The sequence below is a fragment of the Pseudomonas sp. WS 5410 genome (assembly GCF_012985645.1).
GTDB classification, from domain to species: Bacteria; Pseudomonadota; Gammaproteobacteria; order Pseudomonadales; family Pseudomonadaceae; genus Aquipseudomonas; species Aquipseudomonas shahriarae.
Genome location: NZ_JAAQWS010000012.1, coordinates 189,312 through 206,436, shown reverse-complemented (window position 1 = coordinate 206,436; position 17,125 = coordinate 189,312). Strand labels below are relative to the sequence as shown.

Sequence of the window (17,125 nt, the reverse complement as noted above, 5' to 3'; positions counted from 1 at the left end):
CACGCTGCTGTCAACACCTCTTTTTCTCCGCTTTCGACCGAGAGGATCGAAACGTTAATAGAGCCAAACAACACTGCTCTACCAACTCCTTCTGGGCTTCGATGAACTGAAGCAACTCGCTGTCGAATTCTGCGTAACTCTTTGTTTACCAAGGAGTTTTCCGTTTCGACTGCGCCGGAAGTGGGGCGAATTATAGACTTCCAGAATCTGCCGTCAACCCTTAATTTTGCTTTTCTATCAATTAGTTACGATCGTTTAAAAAACAACCAGCCTTTCTATATAGAAACCCCCTCTATATAGAAGAAACACCTCAAATGACCCCCGCTTCCTTTAAAGCCGCCACATGGGCCGCCCCCAATCCCAGCACCTGGCTTAGCACCTGAGCCGTATGTTCGCCCAGCAGAGGCGGCGCACTGCGATACTCCACCGGCGTCTTGGACAGCCGCATAGGGCTCCCCACCTGCGGCACCTTGCCTGCCAGCGGATGCGGCAACTCTATAGCCAACCCGCGCGCCTGCACTTGAGGATCGGCAAACACCTGCGCCAGATCATTGATCGGCCCACAGGGCACACCGACCTGCTCCAGCTGGCTCACCCACTCGGCGGTGGTCTTGAACACTGTGGCCTGGCGAATCAACGGAATGAGCACCGCCCGATTGGCCACCCGCAGCTTATTAGTAGCAAACCGCGGATCATCGGCCCACTGTGGCTGCCCGGCAACCTGGGCAAACTTGCGAAACTGACTGTCGTTACCCACGGTCAGGATGAAATCGCCGTCAGCGGTGGGAAAGTCCTGATACGGCACGATATTCGGATGTGCATTGCCCAGCCGCTTGGGCGATACACCCGTCGTCAGGTAATTCATCGCCTGATTAGCCAGGCAAGCCACCTGGACATCCAGCAACGCCATATCAATATGCTGGCCGCCACCATCATGGTCGCGGTGCGCCAACGCCGCCAGAATCGCCACCGTAGAGTAGAGCCCGGTCAAAATGTCGGTCAGTGCCACACCCACCTTGACCGGACCTTCGCCCTCATCACCCTCGGGACGCCCCGTCAGACTCATCAGCCCGCCCAACCCCTGGATCATAAAGTCATAGCCCGCGCGCGCCGCATACGGCCCGGTCTGGCCAAACCCTGTGATAGAGCAGTAGATCAGCTCCGGGTTGAGCTCCTTGAGCGACTCATAGTCCAGGCCATACGCCGCCAAACCGCCAACCTTGAAATTCTCGATCAAGATATCCGACTTCGCCGCGAGGTCCCGGACCAGCTTCTGCCCCTCCGGCCGTGTGAAGTCGATAGTCACCGACTCCTTATTACGGTTGGCCGATAAGTAGTAGGACGCCTCAGTGGTGTTCTCACCATAAGCGTCCTTAAGGAACGGCGGCCCCCAGGCGCGCGTATCGTCGCCACTGCCAGGTCGCTCGACCTTGATCACCTCGGCCCCGAGATCCGCAAGAATCTGCCCGGCCCAGGGCCCTGCCAGCACCCGTGACAAATCCAGTACCCGCAGATGCGATAGCGCGCCCATGGTCACACTCCTATTAATAAAACGCCTGGATACCAGTCTGTGCACGTCCGAGGATCAGCGCATGGACGTCATGCGTGCCTTCGTAGGTATTCACCACTTCCAGGTTGACCAGGTGCCGGGCGATCCCGAACTCATCGGAGATACCGTTGCCACCCAGCATGTCACGGGCCATACGGGCGATATCCAGGGATTTGCCGCAGGAGTTACGCTTCATGATCGAAGTGATCTCCACCGCCGCCGTTCCTTCATCCTTCATCCGCCCTAGACGCAGGCAACCCTGCAGGGCGAGAGTGATCTCGGTCTGCATATCGGCGAGCTTTTTCTGGATCAATTGTGTGGCAGCCAATGGACGCCCGAACTGCTGGCGATCAAGGGTGTACTGACGCGCCGTGTGCCAGCAGAACTCCGCTGCCCCCAACGCGCCCCAGGAGATGCCATAGCGCGCCGAGTTCAAGCAGGTGAACGGCCCTTTCAAGCCGCGCACATCGGGGAAGATGTTTTCTTCGGGAACGAACACGTTATCCATGACGATTTCGCCGGTGATCGAAGCGCGCAGGCCGACCTTGCCGTGAATCGCCGGGGCACTCAGGCCTTTCCAGCCCTTCTCCAGGACAAAACCACGGATATCGCCGGCGTCGTCCTTGCCCCAGACCACAAACACATCGGCAATCGGGCTGTTGGTGATCCACATCTTGCTGCCGGTAAGGCTGTAGCCGCCATCCACCTTGCGCGCACGGGTAATCATCGCGCCCGGGTCCGAACCGTGGTTGGGCTCGGTCAGGCCGAAACAACCAATCCACTCACCCGAGGCCAGCTTGGGCAGATACTTCTGTTTTTGCGCCTCAGTACCGAACTCATTGATCGGCACCATGACGAGGGACGACTGCACGCTCATCATCGAGCGGTAGCCGGAGTCGACACGCTCCACTTCACGGGCAATCAAGCCGTAGCTGACGTAGTTCAAGCCACTGCCACCGTACTGCTCGGGGATCATCGCGCCGAGCAGGCCGGTCTCGCCCATTTCACGGAAAATTGCAGGATCGGTCTTTTCATGACGGAAGGCTTCCAGCACACGCGGTGCCAGCTTGTCCTGGGCAAATTGCTCAGCGCTGTCGCGCACCATGCGCTCTTCTTCTGTGAGCTGTTGATCCAGCAGCAGTGGATCGATCCAGTTGAAGCTTGCCTTACCGCCCATGAGTGAGTCCTCGCGAAGTAAATCAAAAGTCGTGCATGGAGCCTAGGCCGGACAGGCGAGGAGGGCAAACGAGGTTTTTGCATAGGCTTGTGCTAATTTCTCACTTCGTCATGATTGAAAAGGGCAAAACTGCTCTTTATTAGTGAGGCGACGGTACATGCGCAGGAAGATCCCCAGCACCACGGCACTGGTCAGTTTTGAAGCGGCAGCCCGCCACGAGAGCTTTACCAAGGCCGCGCAGGAGCTATCCATTACCCAAGGCGCAATCTGCCGACAGATCGCCAGCCTCGAGGAGTTTTTGAGTGTCGAACTGTTTCGACGCTCGCGACGTGGTGTAAAGCTCACGGAAGCCGGGCTTTCCTATAGCCGGCGGGTCGCGACGCAACTAGATGCCGTGGAGCGCGACACTCTCTCAGTGATGGGCCAGCAGGGCGCCAATGTCATCGAGCTGGCAGTAGTGCCCACGTTCGGCACGCAGTGGCTGATCCCGCGCCTCAAGGACTTCCAGCAACAACACCCCGAAGTCACGGTGAACCTGACCAACCGCACTCGCCCATTCCTGTTTGCCGATACGCAATTCGATGCCGCGGTCTATTTCGGCGATGCCGACTGGTCCGGGACCGAATCCCACCGACTGATGGGCGAAAACCCGGTTCCCGTTTGTAGCCCGCGATTGCTGGAGAACCGCTCGCACTTCAGCGCAGAGGAAATCGCCGAACTGCCGCTGCTACAGCAAACCACACGGCCCTACGCCTGGCGCCAGTGGTTCAATGCCCAGCAACTGAATATCCCCCGGGACATGACAGGCCCGCGTTACGAACTATTCTCCATGCTGTCCCAGGCGGCCATGCATGACATGGGCATTGCGCTGATCCCACCGTTCCTTATTCAACGCGAACTGGGCGAGAAGCAATTGGTGATCGCCAACCCGCAGGCGCTGACCAGCAGCAAGGCTTATTACTTGATGATTCCCGAGAGAAAGGTCGAATCCGCGTCGCTGCGCGCCTTTCGAGACTGGCTGGTTGATCAGGCACAACGCTACAGCCACCAGTTCTAGACGCCCGTGATATTTACTGACCTTGTAGTCAGATAATTTATAGCACTACAGATATAAATATATGTCGCCTTTAGACAGACTGTACCGATCAATGCAAAAATGACCTGAAAGCCAATAGCTATCAGCGCTACAGGGGTTATTCACCCCCCATGACCCGCTATTCATGACGACAATTGCAAAAATTGTCTTTTTCCGCCCGAAGCCTTTAAACACCTGTATTCAAAGAGGTTATTTCGGCACGTTGCGACAATCAGTCACAGGGTGACTTGTAGTTAATTTTTCGTCACCCGTCATAATCCCTTGAAGGCCGTAAAGTTCGCCTGCAAAATGCCGCGCCCTGCTGTCATTTCAGCGGGGTCGTGCTGATCGGCCGCCCCAGTTGCGCCACTCGCGGTGCACTGGCCTTTTTACAAAAATCAAAAGCAAAAAGATCATGCAGGAGATTTGACGTGCACATTGGTGTTCCTCTCGAAACCCAGACCGGTGAAACGCGGGTTGCTGCAACCCCGGAAACCATCAAGAAGCTGATCGGCCAGGGCCATAAGGTCACTGTACAAAGCGGCGCAGGCATCAATGCCAGCGTCGTCGACAGTGCCTATGAAGCGGCAGGCGCAACCATTGGCAGTGCCAGCGACGCGTTTGGCGCCGAGCTGATTCTCAAGGTGGTCGCCCCCAGCGACAGCGAACTGACGCTGATTAAAAGCGGCACCGTGTTGGTGGGCATGCTCAATCCGTTCAGCAACGAAACCATCACCCGCCTGGCCGAACATGGCATCACTGCCTTCGCCCTGGAGGCCGCCCCGCGCACCTCCCGTGCGCAGAGCCTGGATGTGCTGTCGTCCCAGGCCAACATTGCCGGCTACAAGGCGGTGTTGCTCGCGGCCCATCACTACCCGCGCTTCATGCCGATGCTGATGACTGCCGCCGGTACGGTGAAAGCCGCCCGTGTGCTGATCCTCGGTGCTGGTGTGGCCGGCCTGCAGGCCATCGCTACGGCGAAACGCCTGGGTGCCGTCATCGAAGCGTCCGACGTCCGTCCGGCCGTGAAGGAACAGATCGAATCCCTCGGCGCCAAGTTCGTCGACGTGCCCTACGAGACCGATGAAGAGCGCGAATGCGCCGTCGGTGTCGGCGGCTACGCACGCCCCATGCCCACCAGTTGGATGCAGCGTCAGGCCCTGGCCGTGCATGAGCGCGCCAAGCAAGCCGACATCGTCATCACCACCGCCCTGATCCCGGGTCGCAAGGCCCCGACGTTGCTGAGCGCCGAAACCGTCGCCCAGATGAAGCCAGGCTCCGTGGTGATCGACCTGGCCGCCGCCCAAGGTGGCAACTGCCCACTGACCGTCGCCGACCAGGTGGTGGTGGAGAACGGCGTGACCATTTGCGGCCCGACCAACCTTGCCGGTGCCGTCGCTGCCGACGCTTCAGCCCTTTATGCGCGCAACCTGCTGGACTTCCTGAAGCTGGTCTTCACCAAGGAAGGGCAGTTTGAAATCAACCTCGAAGACGACATCGTCGCCGCGTGCCTGATGTGCCGCGACGGCCAAGTCATCCGCAAAAACGCCTAAGCAGGGATTCAGACGATGGAAGAGCTTATCTCCCCCGGTATCTACAACCTGATCATCTTCGTGCTGGCGATTTATGTCGGTTACCACGTGGTCTGGAACGTCACCCCCGCGCTGCATACGCCGTTGATGGCCGTGACCAATGCGATCTCGGCGATTGTGATCGTCGGCGCCATGCTCGCCGCCGCACTCACCGTCACGCCACTGGGCAAGACCATGGGCACCCTGGCCGTGGCCCTGGCTGCCGTTAACGTGTTCGGCGGCTTCCTGGTTACCCGTAGGATGCTTGAGATGTTCAAGAAGAAAGCGCCCAAGGCTAAAGAAGAGGTGCAGAAGTAATGAGCATGAACCTCGTCACGACGCTCTACCTGATCGCGTCGATCTGCTTCATCCAGGCCCTCAAAGGCCTGTCGCACCCAACCACGTCCCGACGCGGCAACCTGTTCGGCATGCTGGGCATGGCGCTGGCGGTACTCACCACCGTTGGCCTCATCTATAAGCTCGGTGCAGAACTTGCCACTGCCGGCATCGGCTACGTGATTGTCGGCCTGCTGGTCGGCGGTACCGCCGGCTCGATCATGGCCAAGCGCGTAGAAATGACCAAGATGCCGGAACTGGTCGCCTTCATGCACAGCATGATCGGCCTGGCAGCGGTGTTTATTGCGATCGCCGCAGTGGTCGAGCCGCAATCCCTGGGGATCGTCAAGCAACTGGGCGATGCGATTCCTGCGGGCAACCGCCTGGAGCTGTTCCTCGGTGCCGCTATCGGTGCCATTACCTTCTCCGGTTCGGTGATTGCCTTCGGCAAGCTGTCAGGCAAGTACAAGTTCCGTCTATTCCAGGGCGCACCGGTACAGTTTGGCGGCCAGCATAAATTGAACCTGGTGTTGGGCCTGACCACCCTGGGTCTGGGCCTGGTGTTTATGTTCACCGGCAACCTCAGCGCCTTTGCCCTGATGCTGGCCCTGGCCTTCGTGCTGGGCGTGCTGATCATCATCCCGATTGGCGGCGCGGATATGCCGGTAGTCGTGTCGATGCTCAACAGCTACTCCGGCTGGGCTGCGGCGGGTATCGGCTTCTCGCTGAACAACTCGATGCTGATCATTGCCGGCTCCCTGGTAGGTTCGAGCGGCGCGATCCTCTCGTACATCATGTGCAAGGCGATGAACCGCTCGTTCTTCAACGTGCTGCTCGGCGGTTTCGGCAATACGCCGGATGCGGCAGGGCCGGCCGGTTCGAAAGAGGCACGCCCGGTGAAGTCCGGTTCGGCTGACGACGCCACCTTCCTGCTGACCAACGCCGACACCGTGATCATCGTCCCAGGCTATGGCCTGGCGGTAGCGCGGGCGCAGCATGCACTTAAAGAACTGACCGAGAAGCTGACCCATCGCGGCGTCACCGTGAAATACGCGATCCACCCGGTCGCCGGGCGCATGCCTGGTCACATGAACGTGCTGCTGGCCGAGGCCGAAGTGCCGTATGACCAGGTGTTCGAGATGGAAGACATCAACTCCGAGTTCGGCCAGGCCGACGTGGTGCTGGTGCTCGGCGCCAACGACGTGGTCAACCCGGCCGCCAAGAACGATCCGAAATCGCCGATCGCCGGCATGCCGATTCTCGAAGCCTTCAAGGCCAAGACGATCATCGTCAACAAGCGCTCGATGGCCAGTGGTTATGCCGGCCTGGATAACGAACTGTTCTACCTGGACAAGACCATGATGGTCTTCGGCGACGCGAAGAAGGTCATTGAAGACATGGTCAAGGCTGTCGAATAAACACTGCTCCAGCGCAATACCCAAAACCCCGGCCTCCCGTAGGCTGGGGTTTTTTATTAACGGGAAAAACCCGACCAAAGGCTCTAAATCGCCACCTGGCATTCGACCATGGTAGCGGGACGAACGCCTTTGAAATCACTAGACTGCCCACCTTGCCTCCGTTGCCCGAGATAACAATCCATGTACCGTGATCGTATTCGCTTGCCTTCGCTGTTGAACAAGGTCATGAGCGCCGCCGATGCTGCCGCCCTGATCGAGGACGGCATGACCGTCGGCATGAGCGGCTTTACCCGCGCCGGTGAAGCCAAGGCTGTGCCCCACGCCCTGGCCGAACGCGCCAAGACCTCGCCCCTGAAAATCACCCTGATGACCGGCGCCAGCCTGGGCAACGACCTGGACAAGCAACTTACCGAAGCCGGCGTGCTGTCGCGCCGCATGCCGTTCCAGGTCGATAGCACGCTGCGCAAGGCGATCAATGCCGGCGAAGTAATGTTTATCGACCAGCATCTGTCGGAAACCGTCGAGCAGTTGCGTAACAACCAGCTCAAGCTGCCGGACATCGCAGTGATTGAAGCCGTGGCCATCACCGAGCAAGGCCATATCGTGCCCACCACCTCCGTGGGCAACTCGGCCAGCTTCGCGATTTTTGCCAAGCAAGTGATCATCGAGATCAACCTGGCACACAATCCGAACCTCGAAGGCCTGCACGACATCTATATCCCGACCTACCGCCCGACCCGCACCCCGATCCCGCTGGTCAAGGTGGATGATCGCATCGGCAGCACCGCGATCCCGATCCCGCCAGAGAAGATCGTCGCCATCGTCATCACCAACCAGGCCGATTCCGCCTCCACGGTTACGCCGCCCGACAGCGACACCCAGTGGATCGCCAATCACCTGATCAACTTCCTCAAGCAGGAAGTGGACGCCGGGCGCATGACCAACAAACTCGGCCCACTGCAGGCCGGTATCGGCAATATCGCCAACGCGGTGATGTGCGGCCTGATCGAATCACCGTTCGAAGACCTGACCATGTACTCCGAAGTCCTCCAGGACTCGACCTTCGACCTGATTGATGCCGGCAAGCTGAGCTTTGCCTCCGGCAGTTCGATCACCTTGTCAGAGCGACGCAATGCCGACGTGTTCGGCAACCTGGAGCGCTACAAAGACAAGCTGGTACTGCGCCCGCAGGAAATCTCCAACCACCCGGAAGTGGTGCGGCGTCTGGGCATCATCGGCATCAACACGGCGCTGGAGTTCGACATCTACGGCAACGTCAACTCCACCCACATCTGCGGCACGCGGATGATGAATGGCATTGGCGGCTCGGGGGACTTCGCCCGCAACGCGCACCTGGCGATCTTTGTTACCAAATCCATTGCCAAGGGCGGGGCGATTTCCAGCGTGGTGCCGATGGTCAGCCATGTCGACCATACCGAGCATGACGTCGATATCCTCGTGACCGAGATCGGCCTGGCTGACCTGCGCGGCCTGGCGCCACGGGAGCGGGCACGGGTGATCATCGATAACTGCGTGCACCCAGACTACCGTGACGCCCTCAATAACTACTTCAACGCCGCCTGCGCCATCGGCGGGCATACCCCGCACATCCTGCGCGAAGCCTTGAGCTGGCACATCAACCTGGAAGAAACCGGGCACATGCTCAAAGGTTGATCAATACAGATCCGGGCGGATGCAAACACAGTTGCATTCGCTCGGAACTGAGCGCGGCATCTTTTAAAAAACTGTACTACTGTACCTGTCATTTCCTACCGAAAAACCCTACGCCCTCTCTCCAAAATGCCTAAAACGCACCAAATAAGTGCCGACAGGTACAGTTGCCCCATTTCCGTACAGTACAGCCGCTATAAACAGTTAACTGGCCCCTCACAATACAGGTGAACTGTATCTAGAGAGTCTTGCGCCGGAGGAGGATCATTGGCATCAGTTAAACCACTACCTAATCCCGCCACAAGCGGAAGGATGTCATCATGGAACGTACACTCAGTTCCGAACTGTTCTTCGAAGATAAAGCTGTAAACACCCAGGCTTCCCTGCCTCTGCGCGTTATCGCCAACCTGATGTTGTGGCAGCGCCGCATCTCCAGCCGCCATCAACTGGCTCGTCTGGACTCGCGTCTGCTGGCCGATGCCGGGATCAGCGAAGCTCAACGCTACGAAGAGCTGAGCAAGCCGTTCTGGCGCTGATTTAGCGCCCGCTGGCCCTGACCTAACAGGTCCACAGCCAGCAACCCGAATTGTTGTAGCAGAACCCGCCCCGGGTAACCGGAGGCGGGTTTTGTGGTTTCTGGGAGGCTGAAAAGTCAGTGCTCAGCCTCGCAACAAGTACAGTTTCATTGGTTTAAGAATCGACCAGTACAATTTTATAACGATCGTTTTGTACTACCCCAATAGCCTTTCCGGGCAACGACTTCTCACTGCGTACTACCCGAACAGATAGGCGCCCGCTACTATCGCGTCATTAGTTCGTCCCATACACAGGAGTCACCCCATGTCCCGTCTTCGTTTGCTGAGCGCTGCAGCCCTGCTTGCCGTCGCCGCCAATGCCAGCGCCACCAGCCTGATTGTGACCACCGACTCGATTGTGGGCGCGCTTAAAGCCACGTCCGATGCCAGCTCCGATGCCACATCGTCCCTGCGCGACAACAAGGTCGTACGTGCTGCCCGTGACGATGCCGCCAGCTTCGTCGCCAGTGAAGGCGCGATCCGTGGCGTGAAGCTGGAAAGCGCCCTGGCGCAGATCCGCCAACAGGCGCCACAACTCAATGCGGCCACGGATGTGCAACTGGCCCAGGCGATCCTGGCCATCTGAGCCGGAGCTGTTTTGTAGGAGCCGGCAAGCCAGCTCCTACATAGAGGTGCCCGCGCTGGCTCTCGCCCAGGCATTACGCTAGCCTTGGCGCTCGTTTTCAGTTGTCGAGTCCCATGGCTTTTTCATACCGTTTGTTGATTGTTCCTACAGTGCTTGCCGTGTGCGGGGCCGGGCCTGCCCAGGCCTTTGATGTGTCCACGCAAGGCCTCGTCGCCAGTGCCTATGCCACCAGCAAAGTGACCTCGGCGCCGTTCGACCGTAAATTGCTACTGGCCGCCCAGGATGACGCTGCCGCGTTTATTGCCACTGACGGCCAATGGCGGGGCGCCCGACTGGAAAGTGCACTGGATTATCTGCGTCGCACCCAACCAAAACTTAAGTCCAGTGACCTTGAACTGGCCCAGGCAATTCTCGTCCAATAATCATCCTTTCTCTTTGGAGTCATTCCATGCGTCGCCCGTTGATCGCTGCTGTTCTCGGCCTGTTCCTGCTGGCCGATATCGCCCAGGCTCAAACCCTCGTGGCTACCAGTAACATCATTGTTCGTGCCTTCGGCCGCACCATTGATTTCACCTCGGACACCACCACCTCCATCCGTGACTCCAAAGTCGTGCGCGAAGCCCACGACGATGCCGCCAGCTTTGTCGCCAGCAATGGCGATATCCGTGGCGCGCAACTGGAAGCCGCCTTCGACACCCTGCGCACCCGCGTGCCAGAAGCCCGCGACGCCAGCGACCAGGTCCTCGCCGAAGCCATCCTCGCATTGTGAGGCGCTTCACCGCCTGGCTATTGGCTGCGACGGTACTGCTGGCAGGCAGCGCCGCCCAGGCCAGCCTGCAACTACGGCTCAAGACCGACGGCTTGAGCCCAGCCCAACAGCAGGCCAGCCAGGCATTGCTTGATGAAGCCATGCAGGCGCTGCCGCCGCGCTTCATCGAGCAACTGGACCGGCGCATCGACGTCGGCTGGACCGACGAGATGCCCGCCAATGCCTATGGCCAGGCGTCACTGGTCTCGGAACTGGACCTCAACCGCAAGCTGCTGGCCAGCCTCACGGACGGCACCGCCGCCACCCAGCAGACTCAGCGCCCCCATGGCACCGTGCGCCGGGAACTGCTCGCCACCGTGCTGCATGAACTGACCCACATCTATGACCGTGCGCGCCTGTGGCCCAAGGACCAGCGCTCGCTGATCCAGCGCTGCAGCCGCCAGAACAACATCACCGGCCTGATTGGCCTGCCCGATCAATGCCGTGGCCAGAATGACCGCCGTTTCACCCTCAGCGACGACCCGCGCTTGCTCGACCTGGCCGGCTGGCCGCAATACGTCGGCCGCCGTGGCGAGCGCGAGCAACACAATCGGCAAGTGGCCCGTAGTCCGGACCTGTACGAAATCACCAACCCCAAGGAGTTCGTCGCGGTCAACATGGAGTACTTCCTCCTCGACCCGAGCTACGCCTGCCGCCGTCCTGCGCTGTATCGCTACTACCAGGCACACTTCGGCTGGGCCCCGCCGGCCAAGGACACCTGCGCCAACACTTTCGCCTTCCTCAATGCCGGTAACGATTTTGCCAAGACGCCCTTGGGCCAGGTCGATCCCGAGCGCGTGTACGCCATCGACTACCTGCTGGCCGAGGCCAACCAGAACCTGGTGAGCCGCTGGGGCCACAGCATGCTGCGCCTGGTGATCTGCGCCCCGGGCCGCCCCCGTGGCCCGGATTGCCGTCTGGACCTGGACCAGCACTTGGTGTTGTCCTACCGCGCATTCGTGGGCGACGTGCAACTATCGAGTTGGGACGGTTTGGTAGGCAAGTACCCCTCACGCCTGTTTGTACTGCCCCTGGCCCAGGTGATCGACGAATACACCAAGACCGAACTGCGCGGCTTGGCATCGGTGCCCTTGATCCTCACGCGCCAGGAGATCAACGACACCGTCGAACACGCCGCCGAAATGCACTGGAGCTACGACGGCAATTACTACTTCCTCTCCAACAACTGCGCGGTCGAAGGCCTGAAACTGCTGCGCAGCGGCAGCGCCAACCCGCAACTGACCACCCTGGACAACATCACCCCCAACGGTTTGCTCGAAGTGCTCAAGGCCCGTGGGCTGGCCGACACCAGCGTGCTGGATGACCGCCGCGAAGCCTTGCGCCTGGGCTATCACTTCGACTCCTTCCGCGAGCGCTACCAGGCGATGTTCGAGGTGCTGAAGAAACACCTGCCGATCCCGCAGACCCAGGTCGAAGACTGGCTGGCCTTGAGCGCCGAGCAACGCAGGACCTGGTTCGACAAGGCTGACCTGCGCACCAGCGCCGCCTTGCTGCTGCTGGAACAGGCCAGCTTTCGCAAACAGCTGATGCTCGCCCAGGACGAGGTCAAGCAACGCTACCTCGGTGCCCGTGAGCTGAAGAACGGCGGCATGGCCAAGGCCGATGCCACGTTGCAGCAGATCCTCGCCAACAGCGGCTTCCTCAGCCGCCCGGCGGAACTGCTCGGCAGCGGCGGCTATGGATTGCCCCAACCCAAGGAGTGGCAGCGCCTGGAGTCGGAAAGCGCATCGCGCCAGAAACAGCTGCAATCGTTGACCGGCGACCTGGACAAAGAGGTGAGGGCACTGCTGGAGCCTTCGCGGGCTGCAGAGATTGCCGCCTGCGAGGCCAATCTCAAGCAGGTGGGCGAACATCTGCGGGCCTTGCACAAGGCGGCCGGTGGCCTGCAACTGCCTTAAGGTCAACAGCATCGCGGGCAAGCCCGCGATAGCGCCCTTACAGACATCAAAACCAGACCAATCCCACGAAGCATCTGTTCATCGCCTGTTTACCCAGCGAAAGCTGGCTGAAAGCTTTCGCGATTAGGATCGCCCTCACTACCGGCAATAGACCGGTTGGCCAACCTGAGCTTTTCTACGCCCAGGGGCCCAATTAACAACAACAATGGTGATTCTGATGTCCGCTCCTACCCTCCTGTTTTTCCCGACTCCCCCCGTACGCCTCGCGCTTTTCGTTCTGCGCTGACCCCAACCCGGTTCGCCATTCCCTAGCCGCGCTACGCCTGGAGTATTCCTATGCTGACTTTCCTTGGCTTTGCCATGGTCATCACGTTCATGTTCCTGATCATGACCAAGCGCCTGTCGGCGCTGATCGCCCTGATCATCGTGCCGATCCTGTTCGCGCTGTTCGGTGGCTTTGCGCCAAAGATCGGCCCGATGATGCTCGAAGGCATCACCAAGCTCGCGCCCACCGGCGTGATGCTGATGTTTGCCATCCTCTACTTTGCCTTGATGATCGACTCTGGCCTGTTTGACCCGGCCGTGCGCAAGATCCTCAAGCTGGTCAAGGGCGACCCGCTTAAAGTCGCCGTCGGTACTGCCGTACTGGCACTGGTGGTGTCCCTGGATGGCGACGGTGCCACCACTTACATGATCTGCGTGGCCGCCATGCTGCCGCTGTACAAGCGCATTGGCATGAGCCCGCGGATCATGGCCGGCCTGATCATCCTCGCCGGTGGCGTGATGAACATGACGCCCTGGGGCGGCCCGACCGCCCGCGCCGCCAGTGCGCTGCACGTGGACCCCTCGGATATTTTCGTACCGATGATCCCGGCCATGGCCGCCGGCGTGGTCGCCATTCTGGTGATCGCCTATATGTACGGCCTGCGCGAGCGCGCTCGTCTGGGTGTGCTGCACTTGCAAGGCGATGAAGTCGACCATAGCGAAATCAGCGTCTCGCAGTTCCCCGATGCCCGTCGCCCGAAACTGATCTGGTTCAACGGCGCCCTGACCCTGGCCCTGATGTGCACCCTGATCGCCGGCCTGTTGCCGCTGCCCGTGCTGTTCATGGTGGCCTTCAGTATCGCGATGATCGTCAACTACCCGTGCCTGCAGCAGCAGAAAGACCGCGTTGCCGCCCACTCGGGCAGCGTGCTGGCGGTGGTCGGCCTGATCTTCGCCGCGGGTATCTTCACCGGCATCCTGTCGGGCACTGGCATGGTCGACGCCATGTCCAAGAGCCTACTGGCAGTCATCCCTGAGGCCCTGGGCCCGTACCTGGCGGTGATCACCGCGCTGGTGAGCATGCCGTTCACCTTCTTCATGTCCAACGATGCGTTCTACTACGGCGTACTGCCGGTATTGGCCGAAGCCGCCAGCCACTACGGCATCACCGCCGCAGAAATGGGCCGTGCCTCAATCGTTGGCCAGCCGGTACACTTGCTCAGCCCGCTGGTGCCCTCGACTTACCTGTTGGTCGCCCTGGCCGGTATCGAATTTGGCGATCACCAACGCTTCACCCTGAAGTGGGCAGTACTGGTATGCCTGTGCATAATGTTCGCTGCATTGTTGTTGGGCACATTCCCGCTGTTCAGCACTCTATAATCGTAACAACCCACTGCGCCGGTCCTACTGCCGGCGCGGTCTAACACTCGCGCAAAGGAACACATATGGAATGGCTGACCAATCCGGAGATCTGGATTGCCTTCTTCACCTTGACGGCTCTCGAGATCGTCCTGGGCATCGATAACATCATCATGATTTCGATCCTGGTCAGCCGTATGCCCAAGCATATGCAGGCGCGCACCCGGATCTTCGGCCTGGCCCTGGCCATGGTCACGCGGATCCTGTTGCTGCTGTCGATCACCTGGGTCATGCAATTGACCGCCGACTTGTTCACCATCGCAGGCCAGGGTATTTCCGGTCGCGACCTGATCCTGTTCTTCGGTGGCCTGTTCCTCCTGTGGAAAAGCTCCCAGGAGATGTACCACGCCCTGGAAGGTGAAGACGAAACCCACGAAGAGCCGAAAGGCAAGGGTGGCAAGTTCATCTACACCATCATCCAGATCGCGATCATCGACATCGTGTTCTCCCTGGATTCGGTGATTACCGCCGTGGGTATGGTTTCCCACGTTCCGGTCATGGTCGCGGCGATCATCGTAGCGGTACTGGTGATGATGCTGGCAGCTGGCACCATCAGTGAGTTCATCGACAAGCACCCGTCGCTGAAAATGCTCGCGCTGTCGTTCCTGCTCATCGTGGGTACCGTGCTGATCGCTGAATCCTTCGACGTCCACGTGCCAAAAGGCTACGTGTACTTCGCCATGGCGTTCTCCCTGGCGGTAGAAGCGGTCAACATCAAGATGCGTAGCGCCATCGCGAAGAAGAAAAAGCAGCAGGATCCAGTGAAACTGCGCAAGGACATTCCGGGCCAGTAAACCTGCGATGACCGAATGAGGGGCCCCATGCGGGCCCCTTTTTTTCGCCTGCAAAAAGCTGATTTCATGACAGTTTTGTTTCAAAGCCGACTTTAGCTATGCGATGCTGGCGCACAGGCCGTTCGCCAACTACAGCTTAAGTACATAACCCAAAACGGCACACGGCACTTTTTGCTCCACTTCGAGCACGACTCAATACAGGGGGCCGAGCATGCTGACCCTGCTCAATCTTCTTTCTGCGGTAACCCTGCTGATCTGGGGCACGCATATCGTCCGTACTGGCATCCTGCGGGTCTACGGTTCCAACCTGCGCCAAGTCATCGGGCAGAACATGGCCAGGCGCTGGCTGGCGTTCATTGCCGGGATCCTGGTGACCGCGATGGTGCAAAGCAGCAACGCCACGGCGATGCTGGTGACCTCGTTTGTCGGCCAGGGCCTGATGGGCCTGACCCCCGCCCTGGCGACCATGCTCGGTGCCGACGTCGGGACCGCATTGATGGCGCGGGTGCTGACCCTGGATCTGTCGTGGCTGTCGCCGCTGCTGATCTTTCTCGGGGTGATCTTCTTCCTGTCGCGCAAGCAGACACGCGCCGGGCAGATGGGGCGGGTGGGGATCGGCCTGGGCCTGATCATTCTCGCCCTGCAACTGATCGTTGAAGCCGTCGGGCCGATTACCCAGGCCCAGGGCGTCAAAGTGCTGTTCGCCTCGCTGACCGGCGACATTCTGCTCGATGCCCTGGTGGGCGCGCTGTTTGCGATGATTTCCTACTCCAGCCTGGCCGCCGTGCTGCTGACCGCGACCCTGGCCGGCGCCGGGGTGATTGGCCTGCATGTGGCCATCGGCCTGGTGATCGGCGCCAATATCGGCAGCGGCGTGCTGGCCTTCCTCAGCACCAGCATGCAAAACGCCGCCGGCCGCCAAGTGGCCCTGGGCAGCCTGCTGTACAAGCTGATCGGCCTGTTGCTGATCATTCCCGTCCTTGACCCGCTGGTGCAGTGGATGGACACCCTGGACTACAGCGCCCAGGGCATGGTCATCACCTTTCACCTGCTCTACAACGTCACCCGCTGCCTGATCCTGCTGCCGACTATCGGCCCCATGGCACGCCTGTGTGCCTGGCTGCTGCCGGAGCGCCCAGAGGCCAATGGCCTGGCCAAACCCCGCCATCTCGACCCCACGGCGTTGACCACGCCGAGCCTGGCCCTGGCCAATGCCGCGCGGGAAACCCTGCGCCTAGGCGACCTGATCGACAACATGCTGACCGCCACGCTGGAAGTGCTGCGCGGCAAACAAACCGCGATCACCCAGGAAATGCGCAGCCTCAGCGATGATGTCGAGGCGCTCTACAGCGCGATCAAGCTGTACCTGGCGCAAATGCCCCGGGAGGACCTCAGCGAGCACGACAGCCGGCGCTGGGCCGAAATCATCGAGCTGTCGATCAACCTGAAGCTGGCCGGCGACTTGATCGAGCGCATGCTGCGCAAGGTCCAGCAGCAGAAAACCTCCCAGCGTCGCTCGTTTTCCGAAGTCGGGCTGGAGGAACTGGCCGACCTGCACAGCCAGTTGATCTCCAACCTGCGCCTGGGCCTGTCGGTATTCCTCAGCGCCGACCCGGAAAGCGCCCGCCAATTACTGCGCGAGAAGCGCCGCTTCCGCGCCCAGGAACGGCGCCTGGCCCACGCCCACGTCAGCCGCCTGCAACGCAAGATCGTGCAAAGTATCGAGACCAGCTCCCTGCACCTAGAGCTGATTGCCGACATGAAACGCCTGAACTCGTTGTTTTGCAGCAGTGCTTATGTAGTGTTGGAAACCTCCGAGACCGGCGCGCTGGCAGTGGACAATATTGCCGACATCACCCATTCGCCCTGAACGAACCGCACGCCCGGGGAGTCAGTTAAAAACACCGCCCAACCAATGTGGGAGCGGGCTTGCCCGCGATAGCGGTGTGTCAGCAGACAAATG

The 17,125-nt window shown here is 60.0% G+C and carries 15 protein-coding genes; 13 read left to right on the top strand and 2 right to left on the bottom strand.

Features of this window, described 5'->3' with window-relative positions:
• Positions 1-310: 310 nt before the first annotated feature.
• Together HBO24_RS18665 and HBO24_RS18660 are read right to left on the bottom strand one after the other, a co-directional pair.
• Positions 311-1,531, bottom strand: a complete 1,221-nt coding sequence (locus HBO24_RS18665; RefSeq protein ID WP_169960476.1) for a CaiB/BaiF CoA-transferase family protein — start codon at positions 1,529-1,531, stop codon at positions 311-313.
• Between the two features lie 13 nt (positions 1,532-1,544).
• The gene (locus HBO24_RS18660) at positions 1,545-2,726 is read right to left on the bottom strand and encodes an acyl-CoA dehydrogenase (protein ID WP_029290432.1); all 1,182 of its coding nucleotides are present in this window, start codon (positions 2,724-2,726) and stop codon (positions 1,545-1,547) included.
• 157 nt (positions 2,727-2,883) lie between these two features.
• On the opposite strand from HBO24_RS18660, the gene HBO24_RS18655 reads away from it, so the two are divergent.
• The 13 genes from HBO24_RS18655 to HBO24_RS18595 all read left to right on the top strand — a co-directional run bounded on the left by HBO24_RS18655 (position 2,884) and on the right by HBO24_RS18595 (position 17,032).
• A complete protein-coding gene (locus HBO24_RS18655; RefSeq protein ID WP_057442148.1) occupies positions 2,884-3,783 on the top strand; it encodes a LysR family transcriptional regulator in 900 nt (299 codons plus the stop codon).
• A 449-nt stretch (positions 3,784-4,232) separates the two neighbouring features.
• A complete protein-coding gene (locus HBO24_RS18650) occupies positions 4,233-5,354 on the top strand; it encodes a Re/Si-specific NAD(P)(+) transhydrogenase subunit alpha (RefSeq protein ID WP_057957923.1) in 1,122 nt (373 codons plus the stop codon).
• A gap of 15 nt (positions 5,355-5,369) precedes the next feature.
• A complete protein-coding gene (locus HBO24_RS18645) occupies positions 5,370-5,690 on the top strand; it encodes an NAD(P) transhydrogenase subunit alpha (protein ID WP_003233786.1) in 321 nt (106 codons plus the stop codon).
• Positions 5,690-7,126 carry an NAD(P)(+) transhydrogenase (Re/Si-specific) subunit beta gene (locus HBO24_RS18640; protein ID WP_057957922.1) on the top strand — a complete coding sequence of 479 codons (1,437 nt, stop codon included), beginning with the start codon at positions 5,690-5,692 and terminating at the stop codon, positions 7,124-7,126. The genes HBO24_RS18645 and HBO24_RS18640 overlap by 1 nt, the downstream gene beginning before the upstream one ends.
• 180 nt (positions 7,127-7,306) lie before the next feature.
• Positions 7,307-8,800, top strand: a complete 1,494-nt coding sequence (locus tag HBO24_RS18635; protein ID WP_057957921.1) for an acetyl-CoA hydrolase/transferase family protein — start codon at positions 7,307-7,309, stop codon at positions 8,798-8,800.
• Between the two features lie 317 nt (positions 8,801-9,117).
• A complete protein-coding gene (locus tag HBO24_RS18630) occupies positions 9,118-9,333 on the top strand; it encodes a DUF1127 domain-containing protein (RefSeq protein ID WP_007911656.1) in 216 nt (71 codons plus the stop codon).
• A 304-nt stretch (positions 9,334-9,637) separates the two neighbouring features.
• Positions 9,638-9,958 (top strand): DUF2388 domain-containing protein, encoded by a 321-nt coding sequence (locus HBO24_RS18625; protein ID WP_057442142.1) that lies wholly within the window; start codon positions 9,638-9,640, stop codon positions 9,956-9,958.
• 113 nt (positions 9,959-10,071) lie between these two features.
• Complete coding sequence (locus tag HBO24_RS18620; RefSeq protein ID WP_057442140.1) at positions 10,072-10,380, top strand: DUF2388 domain-containing protein; 309 nt, start codon at positions 10,072-10,074, stop codon at positions 10,378-10,380.
• A gap of 26 nt (positions 10,381-10,406) precedes the next feature.
• Positions 10,407-10,727 (top strand): DUF2388 domain-containing protein, encoded by a 321-nt coding sequence (locus tag HBO24_RS18615; RefSeq protein WP_057442137.1) that lies wholly within the window; start codon positions 10,407-10,409, stop codon positions 10,725-10,727.
• Positions 10,724-12,685: a DUF4105 domain-containing protein gene (locus HBO24_RS18610; protein WP_057442135.1), complete on the top strand. Its 1,962-nt coding sequence runs from the start codon at positions 10,724-10,726 to the stop codon at positions 12,683-12,685. Before HBO24_RS18615 ends, HBO24_RS18610 begins: the two co-directional genes overlap by 4 nt.
• Before the next feature lie 336 nt (positions 12,686-13,021).
• Positions 13,022-14,329 (top strand): CitMHS family transporter, encoded by a 1,308-nt coding sequence (locus HBO24_RS18605; protein WP_057442133.1) that lies wholly within the window; start codon positions 13,022-13,024, stop codon positions 14,327-14,329.
• A 65-nt stretch (positions 14,330-14,394) separates the two neighbouring features.
• Entirely contained in the window at positions 14,395-15,162 is a 768-nt protein-coding gene (locus tag HBO24_RS18600; protein ID WP_057442131.1) for a TerC family protein, read from the top strand.
• 211 nt (positions 15,163-15,373) lie between these two features.
• Positions 15,374-17,032 carry a Na/Pi cotransporter family protein gene (locus tag HBO24_RS18595; RefSeq protein WP_170060086.1) on the top strand — a complete coding sequence of 553 codons (1,659 nt, stop codon included), beginning with the start codon at positions 15,374-15,376 and terminating at the stop codon, positions 17,030-17,032.
• The last annotated feature ends 93 nt before the right edge of the window (positions 17,033-17,125 follow it).